Genomic DNA, 18,048 nt, shown 5'->3' on the forward strand with positions numbered 1-18,048 from the left:
CGCCATGAACCAATCCGTACCTCCGAACAGGCACCAGCCCACGCCCGGGCACGCAGACCGACCACTGCATGAGAACAGGTTCCCGGCCTTTCCCAGTTCACGTGATTTCCTGCCTGCCTTCAGGAAGGCGGTGGTCCCTCCCCGGGCTGAGTGGAAGAGCCTGCGGGACAAGGTGCTGCCGGCGATGCTCCTGAACACGGGGGACGAGAGCTTCTCGGACGAGCTCCTGGACAAGTTCGCCTTCGTCCTGGGACCGCAGGAGCAGGAGAAGCTGGTCCCCTACGCCAGGCTGCGCCGTCCGGATGCTCCCGCGCCCGATCAGCCACAGCAGCGATTCCTGACGCTGCAGGCGGGCGAGGGCCTGCACGGTGCGAGTCCGCCCAAGGTCGGGGAACTGCGGCTGCGGACCTTCCAGTTGATGAAAGACCTCGTACAGCGGGCCCAGTCGGAGCCCGACGCCCTCGACGAGAAGGCTCTGCGCGACCACATCTACACGCTGCGGTCCGCCAGCGGGCTGCTGGGCGCGCTGACGAGGGTGAGCTGCGCGGAATCTGCGCCGGTGGCGGGTTGGGTCGACAAGTTCTGGCCTGCGGTCGGTGAACCGTTGTTCCACACCTTCCCACGATGGTGCTGGGCGGCCTGGTGGAGTCGGCGGCTCATCAGGTCCAAGCGCAGTTGGTTCGTGTCCTGGCGGGGCATCGATCCCTCGGGCCGGTTCTTCGAGCGCATGAGCAACCTGCTGACGCTGCGGGGCGGCGGCCCCGAGGGGCAGCTCGAGACACGTGAGGAGTTGCTGTTCCGCGCCCTGCTGGCAGATCTCGACCGCGCCCGGCCAGGGTGGTTCGGCGCCTGGGCGCGCCGCCGCAGGGCCCGTCGTGTCGTCCTGTTCGGCCTGCCGCAGGCGGGCACGCCCGAGGCGCTGCTCACGCGACGGTTCCTCAGTACGTACCTGAAGGTCGCCGACGAAGCGGGGAGCGCCTCTCTGCTGCTGGTCGGCGTGGGACAGGCCGCGGCCTACGCGCAAGAAGGCTGGCCCACCTGCCGGAACCTGAACGAGGCGGCGGACAAGCTGGTCCCGGCCGCCGCCGGTAAGGGTGCTCCACCCCCGCTGCTGGTGTCGGCACAGCAGCCGACCTTCGCCGATGGGGAGGCCGACCAGGGAGAACGTCTCCATCCGGCTCCGGTGAAGAAGTTCCGCTGGGGGCCGCGGACGGAGCTGACCGGCGAACTGGCGATCGGCAGCGTGATACTCGCCCTGCTGTCCACGGCCGTGTACTGCTCGGTCGCTCCGGCAGCACCCCAGCACTGCCTGGACGGAGAGATCGTGCAGGGGCGGGCCGCCCCCGGCGTGGCTCCCGGTGCGACGGACGAGGGCACGACACCTCAGGAACAGTACGAGGAGGTCCTCGGCGCCATCAAGGAGCTCAACGCCAAGGCGCTGACCGCCGAGAAGAAGTTCCACAAGCCGGTACGCCGGGTGGTCTACCTGGGGGCGGGAGTGGATCCCGACCCGGACGAGGTGGTCATGAACGGCATGATCCCCGAACTGCGCGGCATTCTCCTGGCGCAGGAGGAGCTGAACCGTCTGGCTTCGCAGGACGAGGACCGAGTGCGGCTGTATGTCGAGGTCCGGGACACCGGAAGGAAGTTCAAGCACGTCGTCCGGCATGCGAGGGATGTGGTCCGGGACGCCGAGGCGAACAAGGAGCGCCAGGACAGCCGGACGGTCATCGGCGTGATCGGGTTCAGGGAGAGCCGGCAGCTGACCAAGGAGGCCGCGCGGATCCTCAGCAACGGGAAGGTTCCGGTGATCGGCACGACGGCCACGGCGGTCGCCATGCAGCAGGCCGGTGAGTACTACCGGCCGATGTCCCCGGACAACAGCCGTGAGACGGCCATTGCCGCGCGGTTCGCGCGGCACGGGAACATCATCGAGACGGAGCCGGGGCGCTGCGAGAGCTCCACGCGCGCCCTGGTCGTGAAGGACCCCAATGATCTCTACACCCGCGAACTGGGCGGGAAGTTCGTACAGAAATTCGGTGCGGGCACCGAGACGTGGGAGTTCCCCGGCGGGCGAGGCACGGACGTCTCCGCCCAGGACACGGCCCAGCACGTGTGCGACGTCGTCAAGGAGGACCGCCGCACGGTCGTCTACTGGGCCTCCCGCGTCGAGAGTTTCACCAAGTTCGTCAACGCCTATGGACCCGACGGCGGTTGTGCCGGGATACCGCTGACGGTGATCGGCAGCAACGAACTCACCAATGCCGCACTCGGCGGCCAGTACCTGGACAAGGAGTGGCTGCGGCTCTACCACACGGTCCATGTGCTGCCCGACGGGCATGCGGACGGGAACGGCCAGGCCAAGGAGTTCATCACGCGCTACATCCGCCGGTACACGGACCGCGATCCCTGGATCAACGACGGGCATGTGGCACTGGCGCACGATGCGCTCAAGGTGCTGTCCTCGGCGGCGGACAGGGAGTACACGAGTGTGGACTCGGTGGACGCCGAGGGGGTCAAGTCCAAGCTTGACGAGGGAATTCGCTTTGAGGGCGTCAGCGGGGAGATCAGGATTCCGGAGCGTCGCGGCTCCAAACCGCCTTTGAACAAGGCGCTCGTGATGCTCAACCACACGGCGCAGGGCCAGAGGCTGGTTCTCCACTGCGGCGCGTTCAAGCAGAACGACGGTGGTCCTGTGGACCGTTGGGGCCCCGATGGGAAGTACAAGTGCCCCCAGGACAAGAAGTGACGCAACGGGCCGGGGGACCGGATCGCGGCCTTCTGGTCATGAGGCGAGGGCGAGGTTGTGCATGTGGGCGACGGCCTGGACGGCGTGATGAAGGCCCTCGCCGTGTCGTCGTCCTCCTGGCCCTGAGTGGGCACCCGCGGTGGTGCCTGGCACCGGACGCGCCGCGGCGATCACCCAGCGGGTGTCGGCGTCCACGATGACCTGCACGTCCTCCGCGACCCGGCCCCGCTCAGCAGGAGTGCTGCCCCGGCCCCTGCACGAGATCCAGACGCACAACCGGCTCGACCAGCAGACCGAGCAAGGGCAGGACCGGGCCTGCGTAGAGCACGACTTCGCCCGGATGAAGACCTGGCAGATCCTCCGCGACTGCATACGAGACCAGAGAGGTCCAAGGGAGGCGGCTGCCTACCTCGCCGACTCGGAGGATCCTCAGTCGAGACAGAACTCGTTGCCCTCAATGTCCTGCATCACAATGCAGGACTCGTTCTCGCCATCGGCACGCATCGTTCGCACATGTACCGCGCCAAGCGAGACCAGCCGTGCGCATTCGGCTTCAAGCGTGGCCAGGCGCTCCTCACCCACGAGTCCGATACCGGCCCGCACGTCAAGATGCAGCCGGTTCTTGACGACCTTCCCTTCGGGAACGCGCTGGAAAAGCAGGCGCGGGCCCACCCCCGAGGGGTCACTGCACGCGAAGTAGATCACCTGATCCTCAGGCGGTAGTGAGCGGTGGAAATCCTCCCAAGTGGCGAATCCCGTCGGGATCGGAGGTACGACGTACCCCAGCACCTCGCACCAGAAGCCGGCGAGACGCGCAGGTTCCGCGCAATCGAAGGTCACTTGGAGTTGCTTGATCGTTGACATCGGCGCACGGTAACAGGGGCCCTGCTCATATCCCCGGGCGGGTGGGTCCGCACGTCGTCGGGAGGGCGGCCCCTGCCATCCGCTGGGGTGCCTGGCAGGGGATCACTCCTGTGCGTCGGGCGGCGGATCGATCGCTGCCCTCAGTTCCTCCTCGGACGCCTCCCGCAGCTCGATCGTGTCCCCCTCCAGATTTCGCAGGACGATGGTGACCGGCCGCGGAGGCACCGGAGGGCTCGGCGGCCATAGTGCTGCCTTGATGGCGAGCAGCCCGGCGACGATGCTGGCAACGTTGCCCGACATCTCCAGCACCTGAGCGCCGACGCTCCGTATCAACGGCGGCGAGGTTACCTCGATGTCAGCCAACCCGGTGTTGAGGAGGGCGGTGATCTCCTCGTCCGCCCCGTAGATGTGTGCTTCGACGATGGTGCGTCGCGTCACGAGGTCTCCTGGTCTGGAGCGCCGATGTAGCAGAACAAGCCTTGGTGAAACACGGTGGGTTCTTGCGTCGAAGGCAGCGTTCGCCGCGCGGCGAAGAACGCCGCCCCGGGCGGCATGCCGTCGTTGATGGCCGCATACATAGTGGACAGCAGAGAAAAGCAGAGATCGTTGGAAGCGCTCCAACGGCTTCCGATCACGGCCGAGGCGCCGGCGCGGAGGAACGCGCCAGGCAGCCCTGTGAACCCGAAGTTCATCGGCGGCTTGGGGGCGGCCGACGAACAGGCGAACAAGCTCACCACCGGGGCCCCGGGCATATGGATCTCGTCGAGGTCCTCACCGGTCAACTGGTACCGCTGATCACCCGGTTTCGCCTCCTGCAGGCCCTGGTCGTCGAAGTGCAGGACGTCCATGGCCTTCTTGCTGAGCAGCAGTGCCGATCTGCTCGGCTGGAGAATGTCGAACCTGCCGTGGCAGGAAAAATGCACTAGGGAGTAGTCCTTCGACAGCTCGGTGAGGATCTCCCGCTTGGCGCAATCAGCAGTGTGCATGACGGTCACATCCAACCCGGTCAACTCGCGCATCCGCGCGATGTCTCGATCCGTGTCCAGGTCAGCGCCGTCATATGCGACGAACAGCACCCGAGGCCGCTCCCGGCGTTGCCAGGCCCGGCAGGGCAGCCCGCTCGCTGCCGAAGGCACGAAGCACACGCCGTACCGGTCGCCCAGCACCTGCGCCGGTGTCGTGGGATCCGGCCACGGCAGCGCTTCGAAGGGGAAGTGGTTGAACCTGCCATCGTCACAGATCCCGACAGAGCGCAGACGCGACCCACCCAGTAACTCCCGAAGGGGCTCCACTAAGAGCGGCGCCACCCGGGCAAAGGCCGCCGCCATGCGAACTCGGGCTCCAGTTGTCTCGGCAATTCCCGAATCCAATGACAAGAGATAGTTCTCTGCGTCGGCGGACGTGGTGCCACCAAATGCCGCGAACGCCTCGGCGATCACGTCATTCTCGACCTCACGCCGCACCCCGCGGGTGGTCACCGTGCCGCCTTCACCGAGCGTCCGTAGCAGCAGCACCGTCGTGCTGCCGTGACCCAGAATCTGCAGCAGGCCAACCCCAGCCCGACCATCGTCAAGCGCCCAGTCCGACTCCGGCGCCCTAACGCTGCCCGCTGCGGCGCCGCCCTCACCGAGGGCTCCTCCGATCAGCGACATCAGGATGCCCAGCCCTTCGAAGCCGGCGCCCCGGTGATCCACCCTGTGCGGCGGATCACCGAACATGTCGTGACCTGGTAGTTCCTCCATCGTGCGCCACGCGTCGTCGTACCGTCCGGTGCAGGCGTACGCCACAGCCAACGCTTCAGCAGCCTGACGGTGCTGAATTGCGAGCCGCACAGTGCGAAAATGCCCGCGATTCATCGCGATCTCCCGCAGCGTCGACTCCAGCACGACGATTGCGGCATCCCAGCGCTGTGCGTACAGGTGTGCCTCGGCACTGTCCATTTGAGCCCAAAAGTGCGCAACAACCTGTAGTCGGCCCGGCATCAGAAGCCGTCCTTGCCACACGATCGGGCCATCTGTGCGTTGACCCGTTCCTGGCTCGCGACGATCGACTCTCGGATGGCGATGGGCAGGCCCGGCCTCGCGAGCGCCTCGTCGTAGTACTGCCGAGCCTCAACCAGCGACTCCCAACTTGAGCTCGTGGCGCAGAGATCACCCATCAGGTGCCAGACCCGCGCCGGCGCGTCCGCCGCGTCCCGGTCGTCGATCCCTTTACCGCGCACAACGAGGGAATGTTCCGCCGCGCTTAGCCCGATGATGCGCAGCAGATCACCGTCCCCGGTCGCGGCAAGGACAAGCGGCTGTTTGATCGCGAGGAGGCTGTAGGCCGCGCGCGCGACGTTGAGAGTAATCCGCGCCTCCGCTAGCTTCCCCCGGACCATCGCCGCCGCATCCAAGTAGAGCCGCAGCGCGGTCCATCCGGCAGTGACGTCTGTCGTCGACTTGTAGCTTTCCCGAAGTGCCGTCGCTTCGAAGTTCATCAGGGCCACGCGGTCCTGATCAGTTCCCGCCACCGCGCGCAAACGGGAGGCAAACAGCGCTATGGCGACCAGGTGACGCTCGGCTCCAGGCAGGTCAAGGACCAATTCCATCTCCGCCGCAAGCCGACCCAAATCCGCCGCAGAGTCGGCATTCCACCGGTGGATGGCCTTGGAAACCCCACCGCTGGAGGGGGTGCTGAAGAACAGATCCGGGATGCGCCGACCGGGCTTGGCCGACCAGAACATGCTCTTACGGGAGAGACATCGCGGGCAACGCCCGGGCCGGTCCCACGGATTGATGAAGTTCGTGTACTCCGCGCTGCAGTCCCGGCACAGAAACCCCGCCCTCGGCCGCAGCCGAATTGGGTCGAGAGCAGCGGATGGAGCACACGGGCAGGCGAACCCTCCGGGTGGGTCACTCCATAGGCTGGGGTTGACCCGCCAATGCCGCGTGCAAGCCGGACAGGAGTAGTAGAGCTGAGCGTCCGGCGCGAGGTTGGTGAGCACCTCAGGTTGGTAGTAGGAGTCCGGAAGGCGGGTGGAGTACCACTCAGGTGCGGCTTCGGCGACCACCGGAAGCTGCCCCACACTGAATGCCGCCTCACCCCAACGCTTACGGCCGCCCATCAGCGCCGCACCAGGTGGGTCAGCCGAGAGAGCCCGGCTGCAAGGAGGAATAAGGTGCACATCGCCCTGTCCTGCCAATGGTCGCATCACTACTTGTGTTATAGCGCTTACATGCTGTCGAGCACAGGTGAATCCGTGATCTGATGCCGCCGACTACCACCTCACCCAAGCCCTCCGGCGGCAGGCTTTCGTCGTTGAACATCGCCGTCCCCCTCGCCTAGCCCCGACTCCCCGGGGCGGCGGCTCCCTACTCCTCGCGCACTTCCACTCGGAAGGCTCGAAGCTGCCGTCCCCACGGCCTGCGCGAACTCACAGGTCACCAGCGTTCGGGGACTGACGGAAGGGGCAGGTAAGGCCACAGACTCGGACCCACAGGTCCTGCCCCGCTCGGTGGTCCATGGCGCGGAACTCACCCTGTCCCTGCCCGTGGCGATGAGTGTCGCCTCCGGTCTCAACGCGCTCGCCCACTGCGTGGACTCGGTCTGCCGGACGTCGTCGCCGACCCGGCCGCCCTGCCGGGACGCGAGCAGGTGGTGTACGAGGCCTACTGGCGCGCCAAGTCGACTTCCGAGGCCCCTGAGGTGAGTAGATATTTTGACATAGGTATGCCTCTATACCTAGAGTGCTGGTCATGACCCGGCCCAGCGCGTCCGCCCAGGACATCGACCACGTAGCCACTGTGCTCGTGTCGTGCCTGCCTGCGCTGGCCCGCTCCATGGAGCGGCAGATCGGTCCGCACACGCAGACCCCCAAGCCGCCCGAGGCGCAGATCGCACTGCTCCGTCACGTCGAGGCCAACGACGGGGTCACGGTGCGCAAGGCGGCAGAGGCCCTGCTGATGAAGCCGAACAACGTGAGCGCGCTGGTGACCCAGCTGACCCAGCAGGGTCTGCTGGAGCGTCGGCCGGACTCCGCCGACAAGCGCGTCGCGCACCTGCACCTCACCTCGACCTCGCGGCAGGAGCTCGCCGAGGTCCAGGACCTGATGAGCGGCTTGGTCGTCCGGGCGCTGCGGACCATGACCGATGGCGAACTGGATGCCCTCGGCTCGGCGCTGGGCGCGCTGGAAGCGCTGAACGAGCGCCTTCCCCACGCCACTCACTGACACGCGTACAGGACTGCCCTTCCGGACTCCTCGTGGCCCGCCACGCGCGTACTCGTACGAACCGTACGGGCCTTTCCGCACGTGTCGACGGGGTGGCATCTCCCTTTCTCGTATCCGGACACCCAGGTCCGGTCCCGGACAACCGCTCCGTCATGCGCGGACGCGCGCTCCCGTCCGCGTCTCCACGTTCGTTTTCTCACGAAGGACAGACACCTTCATGCCCTCCGACGTCCTGAATCCCTCGGCTCCACCTGCCCGTTCGGGCCAGGTGGACGAGCCGCGCGGCCGACGCGCCAACCCCTGGCTGACTCTGCTCGCCGTCGCCTTCGGCCTCTTCATGGTCGGCCTCGACGGCTCGGTCGTCGCGATCGCCAACCCGGAGATCGGCCGAGACCTGAATGCCTCCACAGCCGACCTCCAGTGGGTCACCAACTCCTACTTGCTCGCCCTCGCCGCGGCTCTGATCCTCGGCGGCAAGCTCGGCGACCGTTTCGGCCGCCGCACCTTCTACCTGGTCGGAGTCGCGGGCTTCACCGTTGCCTCCGTGGCCATCGGCCTGGCCGGATCCATCGAAGGGGTCATTGCCTTCCGCGCGCTCCAGGGCTTCTTCGGCGCGCTGCTGATGCCCAACACCCTGGGCCTGCTCCGTGCCGTGTTCCCGCCCAAGAAGTTCGGCATGGCGGTTGGCGTCTGGGCCATGGTGTCCTCCGTCTCCACCGCGCTCGGCCCCATCGTGGGCGGCCTGCTCATCGAGCACGTCAACTGGGAGTCGGTCTTCTACATCAACGCACCCATCGGCGTCATCGCGCTCGTCTTCAGCATCGCCGTGCTGCCGCAGAGCAAGAACACCGCTGCCGCCCAGGAGAAGTTCGACGTCCCCGGCGTCGTACTGCTCGCACTCGGCCTCCTCGCCGTCGTCTTCGGCGTCGTCAAGGGCGAGACGTGGGGCTGGACTTCGGGCGGCACCCTGGGTGCCATCGTCGGAGGCGTGGTGATCCTGCTGCTGTTCGGCTGGTACGAGACCCGGGTGGCGCACCCGCTGCTGCCGATGCGCCTCTTCCGCAATCCGGCGCTGACCATCGGCACCGTCATCACAGCGCTGAACTTCTTCGTCCTGCTCGGAACGATCTTCTTCGTGATGCTGTACTTGCAGAGCGTGCACGGCTTCTCCCCGGTCGAGGCCGGCGTGCGCACCCTGCCGTTGAGCCTCGCGTCGGTCGTGGCCTCACCGCTGGGCGCCGCGCTCACCGACAGGTTCGGCCCCCGGCTGACGATGCCGCTGGGCATGGTGCTCCAGGCGGGCGCCTGCTTCGCGATGCTCGGGTGGGGTGCGGACTCTTCGTACGCCGCGATGTGGCCCCCGTTCATCGCGCTCGGGCTGGGTGTCGGCATGGTGATGGCGTCGTCCTCCGACGCGATCGTCGGTAACGCACCGGTCAAGGACGGCGGTGTCGCCGGCGGCCTTCAGGCGACCGCGTTGCAGGTCGGCGGTGCGCTGGGCACCTCCGTCCTGGTGTCTCTGATCAGCAGCCGCGTCGGCTCGACGCTGACCGGCGAGCTGACCTCGTCCGGGGTGCCGGCCGACGCGGCCCACGGACTGAGCGAGGCGAAGGACGCCGTGGCGATGGGCGTCGCACCGGTCACCGGTGAGATGCCTGCGCAGCTCAAGTCCGCCGTAGTCGAGGGAAGCCACCAGGCGTTCATGAACGGCGTACACACCGCCGTGCTCGTCTCGGGCGTGCTGTGCGTGCTGGGCGCTCTGCTCGCGGTGGTCGGCGTACGGCGCAATCCCGAGGCGGCCCGTCACTGAGGGCAGGACGGGCCGGCCCCGGCCGAGGTGAGCGCGGTAGCTGTGAGGGACAGGTACTCCTCACGTTCGGCCGGGCCTTCCAGTGGGTCCCGCGACGCGATCGGGCGTTGCGGGACCCACTTCTCGTACGTGAGGGGTCAGGCCGGACGATGCGTCAAATTGTCAACGGTCGTGCGGAACTCCCCGTGTGTGAGGTCCAGGGAGATGCTTGACGGGTTGGTCTCGGGACTTCCTTCGGCAGAGCGACCTGACGCCCCTCACGATGACCGTCCCCCTCGTGATGCGCGGGTTCGGCCTCGGCACGATTGGCGGGCCGCTCGCCGACATGTGGGCCTTGATGTCGTGCCTGCCCAGACGCGTGAACAGCCAGACCAGCTGAGCCCCTAAGTCGGCGCCGGCCTTGAGATGGAGAGGGAAGGCCGGAGGGCCGCCCACGGTCGCATCCAGGGCGCGCGCAAGACCCTCGTAAGTACGAGCGACATCAAGCGCACTGATATTGAGCATGCGGAACCAGCCCAAACGGCTCCCAGAGTCAGCTCGAAACGACACCTGTGGACACTGGCTCAGTCATGGGGCCGACCGGCGCGCCGGTCGGCCCCGCACCGCTGTTCAATGCCGGTGCTCTGGTGGCTCAGTGGTCGGAATAGCTGAAGTCGCCCACGGTCCAGGCGTTGATGTCCTCGATCGCGACGCGGTACATCCCGCCGGTTTCGGGGATCCCCACCGTGCCCTGCAGGATTCGGGCGACGTGGAAGTGTAGATGTGTGGGCGGCCCGTTCTTCTCGGTGGCGGTATCGAAGATGACGGAGAACTCTCCCAGGTGGGTGGAGTCCGTCAGGACCTCTGAGACACGCTGACGCCACACTGTTTCGGGAGCCAGTCGACCGGTGATGACAGCGCCATCGGTGACGACGGTCAGGGACATCTGATTGCTCTGCCCGGACTCCACCAGGGCGGCGATGGCCACGAGCAGCTCATCATGCTTCGACATGAGGCGAATTGTATTCGCCGGTGCTCCAGCTGATACGGCGGTGGGGCTACCCGGCGAGACGCGCGCTCACGGTCTTGCCGCCGGAGGCTCGGCGGGTGACGGTGGGCCGGCCGAAGCCTCCGGTGTCGCCGTCCAGGTCGGGGGTGCGCGGGCGTGGTGCGTGCGGGCTGCGGTCACGTACGGCCATCTCGACGGTGTCCGGGTGTGTGGTCAGGTTCAGGGTGCAGGTGCCGTCGCCGTGGCGCAGCGCGTTGGTGACGAGTTGCGAGACGGCCAGGTTCACGGTGTCGGCGGCCTTGGCCGCCATTGCCGGTACGAGCCTCCCGAGGGAATCCCGGGCGCTCTCGCGTGCGTCGGCGACGGGTGTCGCGCAGGGGACGGGTGCGACGTTGACGCTCCGGTGCTTGTGCCCCGGCCTGTGGCCCGTTATTCCGGCGGTGACGGTCTTCGCGTCTGCCCTCGTCGGCGTCGAGGTCGATTACCTCACTGTCGAACACGCGGAAATCTGTGACGGCGGGAGTAGACATTGGGTGGTGGTGTGGTTATGGTTTCTCTCGTAGCCAGAAAGACAGCAGGGCCCGGCAGGGATGAACTGCCGGGCAGCAGTACCCGCTGGTGCAGTACCTGTAAGTGCAGTTCGCAGTAATCAGCAGTGAAGGCAAGTGAGCAGCACCTCGGTGAAGGCGTCGGCTGCGGGCGCGCGCGCCGGGAGGTTCGGCAGTGGGATTCTAAGCCAGAGCAGACGCAGGAGAGGCGACGGGGCTGGCTGCCGAAGAGTGGCGCTGTCGCAGGCCACCAGTAGTTCGTATCACCAGCAGTACGCAGTAGGGCAGTACCAGCAGTACGCAGTCCCCTTCGGTATGTAGTTGATCAAGAGGGAAGAACGGAGGAGCTTCGCGCCATCAGGATCGCCCGGGCGGAGTGTTGAGTCCGGGTACCGCAGGACATCGATAGTGAGGTGGTCTCCGGTCAAGCAACCGCGATCCCCGCAACCCCGACAACTTCCAGGTCGGGCCAGCGGAAACAGAAAGCCGGCGCAGCACTAGGGCCGGCAGATGGTGTAGCAGTTTCCTTCGGGGCCCGGGTGCCAGTACGGCACCCGGGCCCCTCCACGCGTTCCACAAAGAGGTGCAGATGACAGCAGACGACACGTTCGGCCGTCTCGATGACGACGACTACCCCGCCTACACCATGGGCCGGGCCGCCGAGATACTCGGCACCACACAAGGCTTCCTGCGCGCCATCGGCGAAGCCCGCCTCATCACCCCGCTGCGCTCCGCGGGCGGACACCGCCGCTACTCCCGCTACCAACTACGCATCGCCGCCCGCGCCCGACAACTCGTCGACCAGGGCACCCCCATCGAGGCCGCCTGCCGCATCGTCATCCTCGAAGACCAACTCGAAGAAGCCCAACGCATCAACGCCGAAGAGCGCAGTGCTGGATCATCCAGTCCGCCGACCGCAGCGTGATCGTACGTGCCCGTCGGCATGGGCGGGCATCGCACGCACAGTCCCGGTGTGCGGCGTGATCGTACGTGTCGTACGTGTCGTGCGTCGGCGTCAAACGTCTGAGCCAACTGTCGTGGTTCGGAGTTCCCATGGCCTGCGCTCTCGTGCCCGGCGTCGCCAGGACCTGAGGTGTACAGCGTCAGGGCCGTGCGGCATTGACTGCGCGGCCCTGTTCTATTGAGGGGTGGGGCCGGTGCGACCTCGGCCGGGGACGTGCGCCTCGTGCCGCACACTCGAGCACCGTAAGCCTTGCGCGGCCTGTTGGAGGAGAAGGCGTTCAGATGCTTGTCCAGGCGCCGAGGAAGGCTTTCCGTCCTGCCGGATCGTGAGACCTGTGGTCTGCCCGCAGGACGTGCCAGGTGGTGAGCGCGAGATCGCGGAGCCACAGTTCCCTGATGGCTTGTGCCTTGGGGGCGGGGCATCTCGTCGACGGCCGAGAGGGTCTGTCGGGCCAGCGCGATCCCTCTCCTGCCAGGGAACGCAGCACGGCGGTCAGCAGCCCCAGGAGGCGGCCGGTGGCCGCATACACGTCGGAGTGGGCGGCTGCGACGACGGCGATGCCGGTTATGCGCTCCATATCGAGGTCGTCGGCTTCCCGTTGCGGGAGTCAGACTCAGTTGGTGTTCCCACTGGTCGGTGAGGGGGTCGGTCAGGTGGAGGCTGACCTCAGGAAGCAGCGGCGATCCTTGCGCGCAGGGGAGTGGGGGGATTCCACTCGGGAGCTCTGATCGTTCCCATGAGCAGTCGTACGTGCTCGAGGGCGCCGCGATCGAGGCGTATGCCGGCGACGCAGCTGGTCTCGCGGTACTTCGTTGACAGTTCTGGATACGTCTTGACCGTGATCAGTATTCGCGCGCGCTCCCACGCTCCTGCCATACCCCACCCCCGGTCCGTTGCGTCTGGACCAGATTGGAAGTGAGGTGGTGGGCACGCGCAAAGGCGCGGCCGTGTAGGGGAGTTGAAGTCAGGCCAAGGGGCTGACGGGTAGTGACGTGCGCTTGCGCAGGGTCTCTAGGACGACGTGTCGGTGGCAGCGCTGTTGGTCTCTCTCGAAGCACAGCACCGCCACTCGGGCCTGGCCTGCGTGTTCCGCGAGTTCACCGAGGTCGGCTTGCGCCGCTTCGGAGTGCAGCAGGCTGCGGAAGCGGGCTCGGCCCTCGCTGGTGCGTCCTTCCCCGAAGGGGGCACGGTTGTCCTTGGCGGGGCAGGCGGACGTCGGCGACCATGCTGATCTGCGCGTCTTGCAGGGAGGCGACGTAGGAATCGATGTCCCGCCCCTCATACCCGGCGGACCACAGACCGGCCTCTCGCCGCTGTGCCTGCCGGAATAGCTCATCGAGCGAGACACCGAGGACTTCGGCCAATGCTCCAACAGTGAAGAAACCTGGCTGAATTGCTCCCCCACCCTCAAGGCGCGCCAATTCGGCCGAGGGCACGCAGGCCCGGGCCGAGCCGTCTCATGGCCAATGCGGGCGTCGCCAACGCCACCCGCGATGGATGCCCCCGAGGTCAGATGCCGCGTCGTCGCACGGGTGATTCAGTCCTTCCCAGACCCCGCCCGAGGTCCGCTGCCCGCGCCGCCGGATGACTCGCCTCACCGACCGTCGGGACGAACTGCTGGTGAAGACGTTGCGGACCGGACCTGGGTCCGAGGATCTGTCAGTTCGCTGCGGGCCCGTGCACGTGGAGCGGCGCCGCCGTTCGGCGCGTGATGTCGTCGAGAGTGGTGCCGGGGGCGGTCTCGATGAGGGTGAGGCCGTCGGGGGTGACGTCGAGGACACCGAGGTCGGTGATGACGCGGTGGACGCAGCGTTCGCCGGTCAGGGGCAGGGTGCACTCGTCGAGGATCTTGGGGGTGCCGTCCTTGGCGGTGTGGTCCATCAGGACGATGACGCGGCGGGCGCCGTGGACGAGGTCCATGGCGCCGCCCATGCCTTTGACCATCTTGCCGGGGATCATCCAGTTGGCGAGGTCGCCGCGGGCGGAGACCTGCATGGCACCGAGGACGGCGGTGTCGATGTGGCTGCCGCGGATCATGCCGAAAGAGAGGGCGGAGTCGAAGAAGGCGGCGCCCGGCCGGACGGTCACCGTCTCCTTGCCGGCGTTGATCAGGTCGGGGTCGACTTCCGAGTCCGTGGGGTACGGGCCGGTGCCCAGGATGCCGTTCTCCGAGTGCAGGACGACATGGACGCCGGGCGGGAGGTGGCCGGGGATCAGGGTCGGCAGGCCGATGCCGAGATTGACGTACGAGCCGTCGGTGAGTTCGGCGGCGGCGCGGGCGGCCATCTGGTCGCGGGTCCAGGGCATCAGGAACGTACCGACTCTCGTGTCGAAGGCGTCGAAGGCGTGGAAGTCGTCCGGCGCTCGACTCGTTTGGCGGCGGCCTGTTCCGGGGTGAGGCGCACCATCCGCTGGACGAAGATCCCGGGGAGGTGGACGGCGTCGGGAGACAACTCGCCCGGTTCCACGAGTTCTTCGACCTCGGCAAGGGTGACGCGGCCGGCCATGGCGGCCAGGGGGTTGAAGTTGGCGGCTGCGCGGCGGAAGACGAGGTTGCCGTGGCGGTCTCCGCGCCAGGCGCGTACCAGGGCGTAATCGGTGGTGATGCCGTGCTCCAGGACGTGCGGGCGGTCGTGGAAGGTGCGGGTCTCCTTGGGCGGGGAGGCCACGGCGACGGTGCCGTCCGGGGCGTAGCGCCAGGGCAGGCCGCCGTCCGCCACCTGTGTGCCGACGCCGGCCGGGGTGTAGAAGGCAGGGATGCCGGCCCCGCCCGCGCGCAGGCGTTCGGCGAGGGTGCCCTGCGGGGTGAGTTCGACCTCCAGTTCTCCGGCGAGGTACTGGCGGGCGAACTCCTTGTTCTCGCCGACGTAGGAGCCGGTGACGCGGGCGATGCGTCCGGCGGAGAGCAGCACGCCCAGGCCGTGGTCTTCGACGCCGCAGTTGTTCGAGACGATCCTCAACTCGCCTGCCCCCTGGGCGTGGAGGGCGTCAATGAGGGTGGCGGGGATGCCGGAGAGGCCGAAGCCGCCGACGGCGAGGGAGGCGCCGTCGGGGATGTCGGCGACCGCCTCTGCGGCGCTGCCGATGACTTTGTCCACGGTGGTACGCGGTCCTTTCAGGGAGGGGGTGGGCCCGGAGTGAGGGCGGCCTTGCCCTCCGGGCGCTTCACGTGTCCGCTGCCGCTCGCAGGGCGTCGGAGATCGACTTGGCGCCGCCATGGGCGGTGTAGCCGCCGTCGACCGGGATCTCGGCCCCCGTGATGAAGGAGGCGTCGTCCGACAGCAGGAACGCGACGAGTGGGGTGATCTCGTCGACCGTGCCGGTGCGGCCGAGCGGGGTCTCGCGGAGGTTGCTCTCGCGGAAGGCGGGGGCGGCCGACGCGGTCATTTCCGTCTCGATGAAGCCGGGGTGAATCGTGTTGACGCGGATGCCGCGCGGCCCGAGTTCCATTGCGGCGGTCTTGGACAGGCCGCGCAGTGCCCACTTGCTGGCCGTGTAGGCGACCGGGTAGTGGGCAGTGAGGGCTGCGGAGGAGCCGACGTTGACGATCGAGGCGCCGGGCGGCATCAGCGGGGTGAGGTGCTGGATGCCGAGGAGCGGGCCGGTGACGTTCACGGCGTGCACGCGGGCGAAGTCGTCGGCGCGTATCTCGTCGAGGCGGGCGCGCCAGGTGATGCCCGCGTTGTTGACCAGGCCGTGGATCTGCCCGTACGACTCACTCAGTTCCGCGGCGAGTTGGGCCCACTGTGCCTCGTCGGTGACGTCGAGCGGGTGGATGCCCGGGGCCTTCGTGACGTCTGTGGCGATGACACGGGCGCCCTCCTGGGTGAGCGTCTCGGCTTCGGCGGCGCCCTGGCCGCGGGCCGCGCCGGTGATGACCACGACCTTGCCGCGGAGCCTCACGGCCGTTCCCGGGAGCGGCGCCGGCCGGAGGGCAGGGCGACCGGCGCGGCGCCGGCGACCACGGTGTTGGAGACCGTGCCGATGCCTTCGACGGTGAGGGTGACGGTGTCGCCGGGGCCGAGGGGCGGTGGGGTCTGTTCGCCGCGCAGGCCCCACAGTTCGGCGAGGCAGCCGCCGTTGCCGCAGGTGCCGGAGCCGAGGACGTCGCCGGGGACGACGCGGGTGCCGCGCGAGGCGTAGGCGACCATCTCCTCGAAGGTCCAGCTCATGTTGGAGAGCAGGTCCTTGCCGGTCACCTGGCCGTTGACCTCGGCGGTCAGGGCCAGGCGCAGGAAGCCGTCCGGGGTGCGGTACGGCTCCAGTTCGTCGGCCGTGACCAGGTACGGGCCGAGGGTGGTGGCGGTGTCCTTGCCCTTGCAGGGGCCGAGGCCGACCTTCATCTCGGCGGACTGGAGGTCGCGGGCGGACCAGTCGTTGAAGACGGTGTAGCCGATGATGTGGTCGCGGGCCTGTCCTGGCGTGAGGTCGCTGCCCTCGCGGCCGATGACGGCGGCGACTTCGAGTTCGTAGTCGAGGGCGGCCGAGCCGGGCGGCATCGGGATGTCGTCGCCCGGTCCGTAGATCGCGTGCGGGTTGGTGAAGTAGAAGGTGGGCGCCGTGTACCACTGCTCGGGCACTCCGGCGACGCCGTCCACGGCCTTGCGCACGCCTTCGACGTGTTCCTCGAACGTGACGAAGTCCCGTACGGAGGACGGCTGGAGAGGGGGCAGCAGCCGCACTTGGGAGACGTGCGGGCCGGGCGGTACGTCGAGCGCGGCGGCGCCCGCGTCGAGCAGGGCGGGCAGGCCGCCGCCGGAGCGCACCAGGTCGGTGAGTGACGTGGTGCCGGGCAGCGGGTAGAGCGTGCCGTCCGCCTCGACGACTGCTACGCGGGTGCGGTGCTGGTGTTCGTAGGTGGCGAATCGCATGGGGGCTCCTGACGCGGGCAGGGGCCGGGGGCGCGGAGGGCGGAGTCAGGGCATGGACAGGGCCGCCGCGCCCCCGGAACTCGGGGGCGGATCCGGTCGGGTCAGACCGGCGGGGCGATGAAGACGCCGCGGTCGGGGTCGTTGAACGACTCCTTGGCGACGAGTTCGTTCATGGGGTTGGCGGTGCCCCACTGGTCGGTGACCTCGGGCTGCGAGAAGTCGTAGACGTGGGGGTGCCAGGTGTCCTCGTCCAGCTCCTCCAGCTCGGTCGTGTACTCGACGGTGTTGCCGTGCGGGTCGAGGAAGTACGTGAAGGTGTTGTCGCCCGCCATGTGCCGTCCGGGCCCCCAGATCTTCTGGAATCCGGCGCGCATGACGCGGCCGGAGCCGCGCATGTACTCGTCGATGCCGCGCATCTCGAAGGAGACGTGGTGCAGGGCGGTGTGCGGGCCCTGGGCGATGGCCATGGAGTGGTGCTGGTTGCTGATCCGCATGAAGTGCATGACCTCCCCCATGTGCGGTGAGGACAGCGTGTCGGAGAGGGCGAAGCCGAGATGGCGCTCGTACCACTCGCGGGTCCGGTTCAGGTCGGGGGAGTTGAGGACCACGTGGGAGAGCTTGACGGGGATGGCCTCCTTCTCCTCGATCTTGCGATGCTGCCGTACCTCGACGTCCGTGGAGACCTCGATGGTGCGGCCGTCGACGTCGAAGAAGCGGAAGCCGTAGCCGCCGCCGGGCGTGTCGACCGCGCCCGGTTCCGATATCAACTGCACCTCACTAGAGGCGAGTTGAGCGGCGAGGGTGTCCACGTCCGCGCGCGATGCCGCGCCGTACGAGACGAGGTCCAGGCGCTTGTCGGCCGCCTTGCGCAGGCGCACCACGTACTGTTCGGGCGATCCCTCGGCGGCCAGGAAGGAGATTCCGGAGTCCTCGGCGACCTTGGTCAGGCCCCAGACGCCGGAGTAGAAGTCGAGCTGCTTGTCGTAGTCGGGCACGGCGAGGTCGACGTGCCGGAGGTGGGTGAGCAGGCGTCCGCTCATGGG

17 protein-coding genes and 2 pseudogenes are annotated in these 18,048 nt (G+C 67.8%); 4 read left to right on the forward strand and 15 right to left on the reverse strand.

Annotation, left to right across the window (positions count from 1 at the left end; genetic code table 11):
• Window positions 1–184 precede the first annotated feature (184 nt).
• Window positions 185–2,749 carry a type 1 periplasmic-binding domain-containing protein gene (locus M4V62_RS39740; RefSeq protein WP_249592052.1) on the forward strand — a complete coding sequence of 855 codons (2,565 nt, stop codon included), beginning with the start codon at window positions 185–187 and terminating at the stop codon, window positions 2,747–2,749.
• Window positions 2,750–2,785: 36 nt separating this feature from the next.
• Here the strand turns inward: M4V62_RS39740 and M4V62_RS39745 are convergent.
• The 5 genes and pseudogenes from M4V62_RS39745 to M4V62_RS39765 form a co-directional block, all read right to left on the reverse strand.
• Window positions 2,786–2,971: pseudogene (locus tag M4V62_RS39745) on the reverse strand (hypothetical protein); the annotation flags it as partial.
• Window positions 2,972–3,178: 207 nt separating this feature from the next.
• Window positions 3,179–3,613: a VOC family protein gene (locus tag M4V62_RS39750; protein WP_249592053.1), complete on the reverse strand. Its 435-nt coding sequence runs from the start codon at window positions 3,611–3,613 to the stop codon at window positions 3,179–3,181.
• Window positions 3,614–3,715: 102 nt separating this feature from the next.
• Window positions 3,716–4,051: a hypothetical protein gene (locus tag M4V62_RS39755; protein WP_249592054.1), complete on the reverse strand. Its 336-nt coding sequence runs from the start codon at window positions 4,049–4,051 to the stop codon at window positions 3,716–3,718.
• On the reverse strand, window positions 4,048–5,553 hold the full coding sequence (locus tag M4V62_RS39760) for a CHAT domain-containing protein (RefSeq protein ID WP_249592055.1): 1,506 nt from the start codon (window positions 5,551–5,553) through the stop codon (window positions 4,048–4,050). The genes M4V62_RS39755 and M4V62_RS39760 overlap by 4 nt, the downstream gene beginning before the upstream one ends.
• Before the next feature lie 41 nt (window positions 5,554–5,594).
• Window positions 5,595–6,338: a hypothetical protein gene (locus M4V62_RS39765; RefSeq protein ID WP_249592056.1), complete on the reverse strand. Its 744-nt coding sequence runs from the start codon at window positions 6,336–6,338 to the stop codon at window positions 5,595–5,597.
• A 1,012-nt stretch (window positions 6,339–7,350) separates the two neighbouring features.
• On the opposite strand from M4V62_RS39765, the gene M4V62_RS39775 reads away from it, so the two are divergent.
• Together M4V62_RS39775 and M4V62_RS39780 are read left to right on the forward strand one after the other, a co-directional pair.
• On the forward strand, window positions 7,351–7,824 hold the full coding sequence (locus M4V62_RS39775) for a MarR family winged helix-turn-helix transcriptional regulator (protein WP_249592057.1): 474 nt from the start codon (window positions 7,351–7,353) through the stop codon (window positions 7,822–7,824).
• Window positions 7,825–8,041: 217 nt separating this feature from the next.
• Entirely contained in the window at window positions 8,042–9,634 is a 1,593-nt protein-coding gene (locus tag M4V62_RS39780; RefSeq protein ID WP_249592058.1) for an MFS transporter, read from the forward strand.
• Between the two features lie 631 nt (window positions 9,635–10,265).
• On the opposite strand, the gene M4V62_RS39785 is transcribed toward M4V62_RS39780, so the two are convergent.
• Together M4V62_RS39785 and M4V62_RS39790 are read right to left on the reverse strand one after the other, a co-directional pair.
• Window positions 10,266–10,625 carry a hypothetical protein gene (locus M4V62_RS39785; protein ID WP_249592059.1) on the reverse strand — a complete coding sequence of 120 codons (360 nt, stop codon included), beginning with the start codon at window positions 10,623–10,625 and terminating at the stop codon, window positions 10,266–10,268.
• 46 nt (window positions 10,626–10,671) lie between these two features.
• Window positions 10,672–11,055, reverse strand: a complete 384-nt coding sequence (locus M4V62_RS39790; RefSeq protein WP_249593200.1) for an ATP-binding protein — start codon at window positions 11,053–11,055, stop codon at window positions 10,672–10,674.
• Between the two features lie 704 nt (window positions 11,056–11,759).
• Between M4V62_RS39790 and M4V62_RS39795 the strand changes: the two genes are divergently transcribed.
• Window positions 11,760–12,095 (forward strand): helix-turn-helix domain-containing protein, encoded by a 336-nt coding sequence (locus M4V62_RS39795; RefSeq protein ID WP_249592060.1) that lies wholly within the window; start codon window positions 11,760–11,762, stop codon window positions 12,093–12,095.
• A gap of 316 nt (window positions 12,096–12,411) precedes the next feature.
• Here M4V62_RS39795 and M4V62_RS39800 read toward each other — a convergent pair whose 3' ends face one another.
• The 8 genes and pseudogenes from M4V62_RS39800 to M4V62_RS39830 form a co-directional block, all read right to left on the reverse strand.
• Entirely contained in the window at window positions 12,412–12,711 is a 300-nt protein-coding gene (locus tag M4V62_RS39800; RefSeq protein WP_249592061.1) for a hypothetical protein, read from the reverse strand.
• Between the two features lie 164 nt (window positions 12,712–12,875).
• A pseudogene (locus tag M4V62_RS44100) lies at window positions 12,876–13,010 on the reverse strand (hypothetical protein); the annotation flags it as partial.
• Between the two features lie 88 nt (window positions 13,011–13,098).
• Complete coding sequence (locus M4V62_RS39805) at window positions 13,099–13,470, reverse strand: DUF488 domain-containing protein (RefSeq protein WP_347277105.1); 372 nt, start codon at window positions 13,468–13,470, stop codon at window positions 13,099–13,101.
• Window positions 13,471–13,793: 323 nt separating this feature from the next.
• Complete coding sequence (locus M4V62_RS39810) at window positions 13,794–14,441, reverse strand: CoA transferase subunit B (protein WP_249592062.1); 648 nt, start codon at window positions 14,439–14,441, stop codon at window positions 13,794–13,796.
• Window positions 14,441–15,232, reverse strand: a complete 792-nt coding sequence (locus tag M4V62_RS39815; protein ID WP_249592063.1) for a CoA transferase subunit A — start codon at window positions 15,230–15,232, stop codon at window positions 14,441–14,443. Before M4V62_RS39815 ends, M4V62_RS39810 begins: the two co-directional genes overlap by 1 nt.
• Before the next feature lie 67 nt (window positions 15,233–15,299).
• Window positions 15,300–16,037, reverse strand: coding sequence for an SDR family NAD(P)-dependent oxidoreductase (locus M4V62_RS39820; protein WP_249592064.1), 738 nt, complete (start codon window positions 16,035–16,037; stop codon window positions 15,300–15,302).
• A complete protein-coding gene (locus M4V62_RS39825) occupies window positions 16,034–17,005 on the reverse strand; it encodes a fumarylacetoacetate hydrolase family protein (RefSeq protein WP_249592065.1) in 972 nt (323 codons plus the stop codon). Before M4V62_RS39825 ends, M4V62_RS39820 begins: the two co-directional genes overlap by 4 nt.
• 101 nt (window positions 17,006–17,106) lie before the next feature.
• Complete coding sequence (locus tag M4V62_RS39830) at window positions 17,107–18,045, reverse strand: VOC family protein (RefSeq protein ID WP_249592066.1); 939 nt, start codon at window positions 18,043–18,045, stop codon at window positions 17,107–17,109.
• Window positions 18,046–18,048 lie beyond the last annotated feature (3 nt).

The sequence above is a fragment of the Streptomyces durmitorensis genome, assembly GCF_023498005.1.
GTDB lineage: Bacteria > Actinomycetota > Actinomycetes > Streptomycetales > Streptomycetaceae > Streptomyces > Streptomyces durmitorensis.